This window comes from Gilliamella sp. wkB18 (assembly GCF_001690875.1).
In the GTDB taxonomy this organism is placed as follows: domain Bacteria; phylum Pseudomonadota; class Gammaproteobacteria; order Enterobacterales; family Orbaceae; genus Gilliamella; species Gilliamella apicola_A.
This window is the reverse complement of sequence record NZ_LZHM01000056.1, coordinates 27,001-38,501: the sequence shown is the minus strand read 5'-3', so window position 1 is coordinate 38,501 and position 11,501 is coordinate 27,001. Positions and strand designations below refer to the sequence as shown.

The window sequence follows — 11,501 nt, the reverse complement described above, 5'->3', positions numbered from 1 at the left end:
AAGCGGCATACTTGCCTATGCCCAAGAAGGCATTGCCTTAACCAGTCCGCAAAACATTCAACTCTCCACCGGCAACAGCGTTACTTTAACCAGTGAAAACCAAACTGACATTGCCGCCTTAAAAAACCTTACCCTCTCATCGGGCGAAGCGATGGGCTTATTTGCCCACAAATCAGGCATGAAACTCTTTGCCAACCAAGGCGATATTGTGGTGCAAGCCCAAAACGCCAACCTCAACATGGCAGCTAAGCAAGAAGTTAAAGTCGACAGTGTTGATGGCAAAGTTGCCCTAAGCGCCAATAAAAAAATCACCTTAATTTGTGGCGGTTCATACATAAAAATCAGCGAAGAAGGCATTGAGCTTGGCACCCAAGATAATGTCTATTTTAAATGTAATGTCATGCAAAAAATGCAATCAGCAACGCAGCAATTTACATCTGACTTACCTGGCGAAGTCAAGTGTCAACAACAAACAAAAGGCGATGTACAAAAACAACACGCCATTACAAAGCTTGATTAAAAGGATCCAACACCGTGTTATTTCCAAGGCTTAACATAAACTTGAAAGGTGACATTGAAAAAATAGACCAGATAGCGGATAAATGCCATGACTATGCAAAAAATTACCATTCACGATGCATAGTCATATTAGATCCGTTTATCTCGCCATTAGAAGATGACATACTTAAATATTTTCAAAACCCCGATCAAATTGCGCAAGTTAAAATTCTGCACCCTGCCGTGCTAGCATCGCAACGGCCTGTTTTGCTTGAATTAAATTTAAATAATGCATTTGAACGCGATATATTACGTTACACAATCGATCAATCATTATTAGAATTATCGCCTAAAACGTTAAGTAAAAGTGGCAAGCGGCACTATAGTGGTTGGATTTTCACCCAAGAAACAGCTAAAAAAATTGCGCAAGGTTTTGCCTTACTCGCATTACAAAAAGTCACCCATGGAACAATATTATTCCGGTTTTACGATCCTGCCGTATTTCCCCAATTATTAACCTTATTAAATCCAGAACAACAAGCAAAAGTATTAGGCGACATCGAATTATGGACACTATTAGACGGCAATGGTGATTTTTATTGTCATAATAATACTCAAAACAAAAGTCCGACATGGTCACGTCAATTATGGATTAACCAACAATTAGAAGATCAGCTCTACTGTATTGGCATTAATAACCAAGCAATTAAAGCTTATCGTAAAAACAACCCAACAAAAAAAATAGATGAATGCAAAACCTTGCATCATATTATGCCATGCTTATTACGCCTAATATCGCAAGGTTTTAAAGATAATGCCTTATTAGTACCCTGGGCAGAAATCGCCATCAACAACGACAAGGATTTTGACTTACACCCTCAAATCCAAAAAAAATTAAAAACCTTTAAAACTCGATATGACTTTGCCCCTTTATTGGACATATTAAAACGTGCTGATTGGCAATTAATGCTAAACACACAATCGTTCTGATAATTAAGTCAAACACTGAAAGGAAAAAAGAATGACAGAAAAACAATGCGGATGCCAAACCCAAGGGTTAGCCATTTTACCAGTAAGATACACCGTTGTACCCACTTACCTTAAACGGACTTCGCCAGCATGGGCGTCATCATCAAATATCACCACAGTACCGCTTGATGCCGATTACCAATATCACGTTAGATCTATGCGTAGTGGCTTTTTATACGTCTATTTACCTAACGAAATCGGTAGTGATAAATGGCAAGTTTACACCATCGATCATGACGGTAATTTATATAAACAAAATTCTCCAGATGAAGCCCAAACCATAGAAGAGCTAGCAGAAGGCGGAGGATTTCGATGTCCAAATTTAAAAAATAACGAAACACACAATAAATTTATTACTATTCCATGTCCGAAAGAACAAAACGAAGTCTACCTTGCCTTTAGTGAAATTCCATTGGATGAAAAAATCCTTAAAAAGCATGAACAACAACCAGAAAAACGCATGCAAAAAATCAGCACAGAACAATGGAAAGAACAACAACAAAAATCGTTAGACGGCATAACCACGGCGACCAAACAAACGATAGAACAAATATTAGATCTAGATCCCAATTTTGATCAGCAACAGCTCCCTTATGATCACAGCGACAGCATTGTCACCAGCTACCTTATTGACAACCAAGAAGAGTCTAAAAAACAATCACAAATAAAAGTTCATTATTCTCAATCCCTAAGTTACAACCGCCAAGGCGTTGACAGTAACACCAAACAAGGTGGCAACCAACCCTTTGGATATGACAGCAAAGTACTCAAAAAAAACACCACAACTACGCCATGGACAAAACAACAAGGGCTATCAGCAACCATAGCCAACACCATGGATAAGTACAGTGCTGGTTACTCACCGTTAATTATCGCTATTGATGACCCAATCGGCATAGCAAAAGAACTAAATGGCTATTGTAACGAACTCTATGCCAAAAACGATCAATACCGCCAAGAACGGGCACAAGAATTTGATGCCTATGCTTCTTACGAATACGGCATAGAGCTATTAATTCATAAAGAATTTGCTGATGATTTTAAATTCAACTATACCAATCACCCTTATTTTAAACGGGTAATGCAAGAGAAGAAACTGCCCGAAACCGAAGAGCTGCCTGTTTTTTCAACCTTTAATCAGCTATCGGTACTGATACAAGAAGAACTCTACGGCAAACCGTACAGTAAAAACTACCAAGATTGTACCGGAATGTATGATAACTTTATAGCAATAAGATATAGACAAGAAAAATATTATGAATGGGAACGTAACTACTTTTTACATGGTAAAAACTATTCGGCGTATCATATCGCATTAGTATCTAACAACAACAAATATTATAATCCTTATTTTATAGACAAAGGTTATATCAAATACTTTAACTCCCCCCAATCCAACCGAAACGAGCAAAACTTAACGAGTTATTTTAAAGCGGAAAAATTTTTAGGCAGTTACTTAGAGAGTTATCGGAAAAAAGAAGACCAATACCAACAAGATAAAATAGATAAAATAAACAGTATCAGAAAAAAATACGATAAATGTTTAGACACCCAAACCGTAAATAGCTTAAATCAGCAATATGAAAAGTTACAACAAGAAATAACAACCCTAGCCGAACAACGGGCACAACAACTAATAAGTTGGTTAAAAATGAGTAACTTTTACCAGCATATGAAAGATTTTGACGGCGACATTTGGGAATCCGTTTCTGATACAGATCCTAACGAAAAACGGATCGACAACCAATTTGAAGTAGAACAAGCCATTGCCGATAATGAACTAACGGGGGATGCGCAGCAAAAAATAGCGGAACAACTTAACCTATATGGAATCTACTACTCAGCCGTAATCGATAAATGCACTTCAGGTTTAGAATTAACCGACATCGGCAAATTAAACTTAAAAATATGGTTACAAGCAAGTAACGCAAGTGAAGACACCAGTGACAGCATAATGGTGCGTGCGTTAGCAAACAACAGTGAAACGCTATTAACCGACATTCAAGCCATGCTTGAACAGATCGAAAATCACCATGAACCGATAGAACTAAGCGAAGTGATGACCACCTCTAAAGTGGGTAAAATTGCGGCGTATTACAAAAAAACACAAGGGTTTTTAAACGCAGTAAACAACTACTATAAAGAGCTAGATAAAGCCAAAAACGTATTAAAAAACCACCCCGACACACTGGGGAATGTGGCAAAATTAGGAATAAAAATGCCCGGTAATGAACGTTTATTAAAAATCTTTTTAAGTAAACCCGTGCTAAGCGTCAACAATTTGGCTGTGCGCTTATGCAATATTATGTTCTCCCCCCTGAATAATTCATCTACAATCAATAAAATTAACCACCATGCCTGCCTTATGCTAAATTTGTCATTTTTTGGCTTATATAAAAAAGCGCAGCAAGCGATTTTACAGGCAGAAAACAACGTCAGCAATGCCGTGGTCAACTCGCAATGGTTTAAAAACGCCTTACCTAAAACCCAAACCTTACCAGGTGGCGTGGTGATGCAACTAACCAAAAAAATGCGAGAATCCGATCTAAAAGCGAAAAGTGAGTACGTTAAACAACTTCATAACAAAAATAGAGTGATTTCCCGAGTTTTAGATATAAAAGAAGCCGGACGCAATACAAAAATATTAAAAGCCAAAAAAGAAGATATCGACAACATCAAAGTCACCCGTAGCCAACCAAGTAAAGGGTTTAAAGATATCCGCTTAGCCTTTGTTATTGCCGCCTTTGAAATATATAACTGGCTACAAATTAAAGATAAAACCCAAGGCGACCATAACGACAGTTTCTGGTCGGCAGAAATGATTGGAGCATCACTAGCGATGACATCGGCAACCACCGAATTAATGTATCAATTTGTCAAAACAGTTACAGGATCTGGCTCGGTTGCCGCAGGGCGCATAAAGGTGATGTCGGGGTTCTTGGGGGCAGCGGCGGGGTTGTATGTGGGTTTTCAGAAGGTTATGACAGCAACAGATGAAAGAAAAAAAGGAAATACCGGTTTATCCTTATTGAATGGTTTAAATGGGTTATTATATTTTTTCAATTCAGGAATCGGATTTGCTGCTTCAACGACCTACCATATTCCTTGGTTAACTAGCCGTATAACCAAACGGGCGTTAGCTAAAGGGCTAAGTCGAGAAGTCATTGCCCGAGCCATTGCCATTTATACTGCGCAAATTATGGCAAGGCGGGTGATACTATTAGCGCTTGGTTTTTGGGTTGGTGTGCTTAGCCTACTGATTGAAGGATTGATCTGGTATATAAGTGATAATGAGTTAGAATCGTGGATAAAACTCAGTGCGCTAGGTGTAAAAAATAACAATGCCGAAGCCTATAAAAATCTTATCGAACAACAAGACGCATTTAAAGAGGCACTACAAGAAATGTTTGGAATTGACAAATCCACCGTTGAACTAAATCAACAAAACCAACTCACCGCCAAAGCAACTACGGCGCAACAACCGGATAGCGAAGCCGAGCACGATTTTAACGAATTTGATGCCTTAATGCTAATCACTAACGATTTAGAGCGCCGCCACCAAGCAAAACGAGAGGCGCTAGCAATCAAAAATCAACCGAAGTCAAACTACCCATTTAATCCCAATGCAATTACCGATTATTTCCAAGGTATAAACTAAAAGCAGGATAAATCAATGAACCAATACTTTCAAATTATCACGGGTAAAATCACTGAGCTAGAAGTGATAGATACCCACTTATCACACTTTGGCGGCGGCAGTTTTGCCAGTTTGCCACTACTTGGGCAACTGGCGCTTGGCAACACCACCGAAGCAGCCAGCCAAGTCGGCATGGCAAGCGGTCAACAAGAAGCCGCCGACTACCTTAACAGCGTGCAATACTTTCGCTGTAAACTGGGTGAATTCACCGTACACGGCATTTTTTGTCGGGCTTTTTTCCGCAATGGCGACAAGGTCGAAGTGGTAGTCGAACCACTCGACGATGGTAGCTACTACGCCTATGCCCTTCGCCGACCTATCGATCACCGCCTATGGCTATACCCTTGGGCTATGAAAGGAACCAAAGCCAGTAATAAAGAATCTTTTAAATTTGCTGGGAAAATTACATTTCCTTGTTTTATCCTAAGTATGGTTATTTTCACAATAGCTTCTGGTGATGATTTAGTTTTTTTAACCTTAATGTTTGCGCTTGATATTTTAGTTGGAGGATCAATTTTTTTAATCTTATTTTATTGTGATCAAGGTATGCTTGGCGGAGGCTCCAAAGACGCTGATAAAATATTTGCTACTTTAGGTTACCCCAAACCAAAAACGGTTAATATGGAACAAGAATATATGGAGATGTTTTTCAATAACAAATCCATGAACGAACCTAATTTTTATATCGACGTGAACACCGACGAATTTAAACGCAAAGATCCGCCTGGCGTCAAATGGGTCGCCTTCTACCGCGAAGCCCCACCCATTCCCGATTACATTACCGTGATCCACACGGAAAAAACCAACAATAATAAGAATAAGCGGAAAAAATGAAAGTAAATAGTGACTATTTTCAAATCATTACCGGTAAAATCACTGAGCTAGAAGTGATAGATACCGACTTATCGCACTTTGGCGGCGGCAGTTTTGCCAGCTTGCCACTACTTGGGCAACTGGCGCTTGGCAACAGCGCCGAAGCTGCTAGCCAAGTTGGCATGGCAAGCGGTCAACAAGAAGCCGCCGACTACCTTAACAGCGTGCAATACTTTCGCTGTAAACTGGGTGAATTCACCGTACACGGCATTTTTTGTCGGGCTTTTTTCCGCAATGGCGACAAGGTCGAAGTGGTGGTCGAACCACTGGAAGACGGTAGCTACTACGCCTATGCCCTTCGCCGCCCCATCGATCACCGCCTATGGTTATACCCTTGGGCTATGAAAGGAACTAAAGCCAGTAATAAAGCATCACTTAAGTTTGCAGGTTCTATTTCACTCGGTACGTATATATTAAATATTATTTGCATAGCGATATGTATTAGTTTCGCAAATCTAAGAAATGGTAACGAATTATTTTATTTTATTATAGCGTGTATTGGCGCTTTTATCATTGATGGATTAATTTTTTTAATTTTATTTTATAGTGATAAAGGTATGCTTGGCGGAGGCTCCAAAGATGCCGATAAAATATTTGCTACTTTAGGTTACCCCAAACCAAAAACGGTTAATATGGAACAAGAATTTATGGAGATGTTTTTCAATAACAAATCGATGAACGAGCCTAATTTTTATATCGACGTGAACACCGATGAATTTAAACGCAAAGATCCCCCTGGCGTCAAATGGGTCGCCTTCTACCGCGAAGCCCCACCCATTCCCGATTACATTACCGTGATCCACACGGAAAAAACCAACAATAATAAGAATAAGCGGAAAAAATGAAAGTAAATAGTGACTATTTTCAAATCATTACCGGTAAAATCACTGAGCTAGAAGTGATAGATACCCACTTATCACACTTTGGCGGCGGCAGTTTTGCCAGTTTGCCACTACTTGGGCAACTGGCGCTTGGCAACACCACCGAAGCCGCCAGCCAAGTTGGTATGGCAAGCGGTCAACAAGAAGCCGCCGACTACCTTAACAGCGTGCAATACTTTCGCTGTAAACTGGGTGAATTCACCGTACACGGCATTTTTTGTCGGGCTTTTTTCCGCAATGGTGACAAGGTCGAAGTGGTGGTCGAACCACTCGACGATGGTAGCTACTACGCCTATGCCCTTCGCCGCCCCATCGATCACCGCCTATGGTTATACCCTTGGGCTATGAAAGGAACCAAAGCTAACAATAAAGAAGCGTTTAAAGACGCAAGTATTATTTCACTCAGTATATATCTATTAAGTATTAGTTGTATAACGATGTGTATTATTTTCTCAGATATAACAAATGGTAAAGAATTATTTTATTTTATTATAGCGTGCATTGCTGCTTTTATCGTTGATGGGTTAATTTTTTTAGCTTTATATTTTTGTAATAAAGATATCCTTGGCGGAGGTTCCAAAGATGCCGATAAAATATTTGCTACTTTAGGTTACTCGAAACCGAAAACAGTTAATATGGAACAAGAATATATGGAGATGTTTTTCAATAACAAATCGATGAACGAGCCTAATTTTTATATCGATGTGAACACCGATGAATTTAAACGCAAAGATCCCCCTGGCGTCAAATGGGTCGCCTTCTACCGCGAAGCCCCACCCATTCCCGATTACATTACCGTGATCCACACGGAAAAAACCAATAATAATAAACGGAAAAAATGAAAGTAAATAGTGACTATTATCAAATCATTACCGGTAAAATCACTGAGTTAGAAGTGATAGATACTAACTTATCACACTTTAGCAACGGCAGTTTTGCCAGCTTGCCACTACTGGGGCAACTGGCGCTTGGTAACAGCGCCGAAGCCGCCAGCCAAGTTGGCATGGCAAGCGGTCAACAAGAAGCCGCCGACTACCTTAACAGCGTACAATACTTTCGCTGTAAACTGGGTGAATTAACCGTACACGGCATTTTTTGCCGGGCTTTTTTCCGCAATGGCGACAAGGTCGAAGTGGTGGTCGAACCACTGGAAGACGGTAGCTACTACGCCTATGCCCTTCGCCGCCCCATCGATCACCGCCTATGGTTATACCCTTGGGCTATGAAAGGAACTAAAGCCAATAATAAAGCAGCTTTTAAGGAAGCTGGAATTATAATGATACTAATTTATTTAGGAACATTAATTATGTCGGGAATAACAATACAAGATGTTGTATTGTTCTGTCTTTCTTTTGTTGTAATTACAATAGTAGATGGTTTAATTTTTTTCCTTTACTATTGGTGTTATAAAAATATGCTTGGCGGAGGTTCCAAAGAAGCCGATAAAATATTTGCTACTTTAGGTTACCCCAAACCGAAAACGGTTAATATGGAACAAGAATATATGGAGATGTTTTTCAACAACAAATCGATGAACGAGCCTAATTTTTATATCGATGTCACCACCGACGAATTTAAACGCAAAGATCCCCCTGGCGTCAAATGGGTCGCCTTCTACCGCAAAGCCCCACCCATTCCCGATTACATTACCGTGATCCACACGGGAAAGGATGAAGATAAGCGAAAGTATGGAAAAAATAACGCCACAATCAAAAGCTGAACAAATAAGGCTTTATTTTCGGATGTTTTAACCGTTTGTGAAACAAAAATAAAATCAGCGTTCACGTCCGAGCAAAAGGAATTGCCAATCCCCCTTTATAATCCCCACGCTGATGCCTAAAACAAAGTGATCGCTTTGCAATTGTCTTCTTCCTTTGTCAGGTTTTAACGCCCGTTGGTGATTTGTTCCAAACAAAACACGAACTTGCCAAACCGCCTTGTTTGACTTGCTAACCAGCCTTAGTTGTCAGCACTTTGTATGGCACGGAATTAGCACAAACAATTATTAAGTGGATAGACAATAAATTTTTATTAATGATGTTAAAAATCTAATTAAATCATTGAATTTGTATTTCCGCTTAAGTACTGCCGAGTGAGTTAATTAGCATAGAACATTGGGCAGGATGCCAAATGAGATGAGGGCGCACAAGGAAGTGCAATACTCATCGGTTCGTTTAATGCTAATTAACAAAGCGAGGGCAGTCACGCAGTGACCAGTACTTCTGGCGGCAAACTTAGGATTGTAAAGGAAATTTCACGCTAAATTTCCTTTACTCGGACGTGAACACTACATTCATTTTAGTGTCACTAAAGACTAAAACGTCCAAAACCTAACCACAAAAGAATTTAAAGCTTGCTGCATCCAATCATGACTATTTTAAAACAACGCTAACTAATGCTGTTTAGAATTTATCCCTGTGTATACAGGGAACGCAGTTAATGAATAAGAATTAAATCTTATCACCTCGGTTTATCCCTGTGTATACAGGGAACACGATAAGTTAATTTTTTTACTTGTTGAGCAACTCGGTTTATCCCTGTGTATACAGGGAACACATTTTTTAGTAGTGAGTACATGGATTTAAATCCGGTTTATCCCTGTGTATACAGGGAACACTTTTCGCCACGCTATTTCTGATACATTTTCCGCGGTTTATCCCTGTGTATACAGGGAACACAACAACATCAAAATTGTCTAATTCTATAAAACCGGTTTATCCCTGTGTATACAGGGAACACGTAGTTTTAACGCATCATTGACCAATTCTGGGCGGTTTATCCCTGTGTATACAGGGAACACGGTTCAAATGTTTTCACAAACTACAAAAAGGGCGGTTTATCCCTGTGTATACAGGGAACACGAAAACTCATCAAATGCAAGAATTCAATATTCCCGGTTTATCCCTGTGTATACAGGGAACACTCTAATTGTAGCTATCTGTTTTATTTACAGTTATAGCGACCGATAAATTCTACCAGATTTTTTAAATTTTTAAAGATTTTTAACTTATTGATTTTTAATATACTATAAGTAAGATTACTTTAATTTATGTCGTTTTACCAAAATGTACCAATTTTTAATGTAAATTCATCATGATACGTAAATTAAACAATAGTTAGATAAAAAAATATTAATTCTTACCGATTTTTTTATGGTTATAGTTTCTGACCTTTTAATAAGGAATCGGTTTTACTTTCGTAAGGGTTAATCTTTAGACTAACAATAATTTTTATGCTCAAAACGTAATACGCATAAAATCAAAATCACACCAAAATTGTAGAAACTTTAACCTAGTATCCTTTTCTATTATCCTTTAAAATAAACTTACCAAAACTGATGAGATAATTACTATGCGTTGGAGAGACCAAAGAGAGAGTGATAATATTGAAGATCGCCGTTCGCAATCAACAGGTGATTTGGGAACAAAAATTCCAATTAGTGGTAAAGGTAAAGTTGTTTTATTTTTTGTTGTATTAATTGCTGGGTATTATGGCGTTGACTTAACCGGTTTGCTTAACTCTGATCTTATTGATCTTAATAATCCACAACAATCCACTACTGAATATGCTATTGATGATCCTGATGCTGCTAAATTTACATCAGTCATTTTAGCTAGTACTGAAGATTATTGGAGCAAAGAATTTAATCGGTTAGGTAAAACTTATATTCCGCCTAAATTAGTGCTTTATACCGGTTTAACTCAGACTTCTTGCGGTACAGGTCAATCCTTTATGGGACCATTTTATTGCAGTACAGATAAAACCGTTTATTTAGATGTGTCATTTTATCAAGAGATGAAACAACGTTTAGGTGGTGGTGGTGATTTTGCCCAAGGATATGTGATCGCCCATGAAATTGGTCATCATGTACAAAATTTGTTGGGCACTTTCAATAAAATAGAGCAGTTAAAGCAAAACCAATCTGAGTTAAATAATAATCAGTTGTCGGTTAAATTAGAACTTCAAGCAGATTGTTATGCAGGTTTATGGGGCAATGCTATGCAAAAACAAAATCTGCTTGATGTTGGTGATATTGAGCAAGCATTAAATACAGCACAAGCTATTGGTGATGATCGTTTGCAACGCCAAAGTGCGGGATATGTTGTTCCTGATAGCTTTACCCATGGCTCATCTAAACAACGTTATACTTGGTTTAAAAAAGGATTTGATAGTGGTTCTATTGAGCAATGTAATACTTTTGCTGAATAAAAAATAAAGTAGGCAGTATATCTCAAAAATTAGTCAATCTCGTTTTATCAGTCAATAATGCTGGCGTTAAGATGATAGACATTGGAATATTTAAAAATATTACACAAAGTTTTAGTGTGATTCGAGTTGTTGATTAATGTGATGCATCTTGTTCGGTGTGCTTAAAAGCATTTTTTTCGCTTAAGGCTTTAAAACAAGTTATGGCGTTTATAGTTAGCTCTGCCGATTTTTCGTTATTTGTTATTAAATTTTTAATGGCAGGTAATAAATTAATGACGTTTTATATATTATTTGTAAAACGTCATTTATCCAGT

The 11,501-nt window shown here is 38.4% G+C and carries 8 protein-coding genes and 1 CRISPR repeat array; all 8 genes read left to right on the top strand.

The window, feature by feature from the left end; genetic code table 11:
* The coding region (locus tag A9G48_RS06265; protein WP_141672968.1) for a DUF2345 domain-containing protein at positions 1-520 on the top strand (520 nt) is incomplete at its 5' end.
* Positions 521-561: 41 nt separating this feature from the next.
* Positions 562-1,488, top strand: a complete 927-nt coding sequence (locus A9G48_RS06260) for a DUF4123 domain-containing protein (protein ID WP_162174525.1) — start codon at positions 562-564, stop codon at positions 1,486-1,488.
* A gap of 31 nt (positions 1,489-1,519) precedes the next feature.
* Positions 1,520-5,185 (top strand): T6SS effector BTH_I2691 family protein, encoded by a 3,666-nt coding sequence (locus tag A9G48_RS06255; RefSeq protein WP_065575958.1) that lies wholly within the window; start codon positions 1,520-1,522, stop codon positions 5,183-5,185.
* 15 nt (positions 5,186-5,200) lie between these two features.
* The gene (locus A9G48_RS06250) at positions 5,201-6,058 is read left to right on the top strand and encodes a putative type VI secretion system effector (protein WP_065575957.1); all 858 of its coding nucleotides are present in this window, start codon (positions 5,201-5,203) and stop codon (positions 6,056-6,058) included.
* Entirely contained in the window at positions 6,055-6,942 is an 888-nt protein-coding gene (locus A9G48_RS06245) for a putative type VI secretion system effector (protein WP_065575956.1), read from the top strand. Before A9G48_RS06250 ends, A9G48_RS06245 begins: the two co-directional genes overlap by 4 nt.
* A complete protein-coding gene (locus A9G48_RS06240; RefSeq protein WP_065575955.1) occupies positions 6,939-7,820 on the top strand; it encodes a putative type VI secretion system effector in 882 nt (293 codons plus the stop codon). The genes A9G48_RS06245 and A9G48_RS06240 overlap by 4 nt, the downstream gene beginning before the upstream one ends.
* Positions 7,817-8,698: a putative type VI secretion system effector gene (locus tag A9G48_RS06235; protein ID WP_065575954.1), complete on the top strand. Its 882-nt coding sequence runs from the start codon at positions 7,817-7,819 to the stop codon at positions 8,696-8,698. The genes A9G48_RS06240 and A9G48_RS06235 overlap by 4 nt, the downstream gene beginning before the upstream one ends.
* A 685-nt stretch (positions 8,699-9,383) precedes the next feature.
* A CRISPR array of direct repeats spans positions 9,384-9,901; the repeat unit is 29 nt; unit sequence CGGTTTATCCCTGTGTATACAGGGAACAC.
* 428 nt (positions 9,902-10,329) lie between these two features.
* On the top strand, positions 10,330-11,187 hold the full coding sequence (ypfJ, locus tag A9G48_RS06230) for a KPN_02809 family neutral zinc metallopeptidase (RefSeq protein ID WP_065575953.1): 858 nt from the start codon (positions 10,330-10,332) through the stop codon (positions 11,185-11,187).
* The last annotated feature ends 314 nt before the right edge of the window (positions 11,188-11,501 follow it).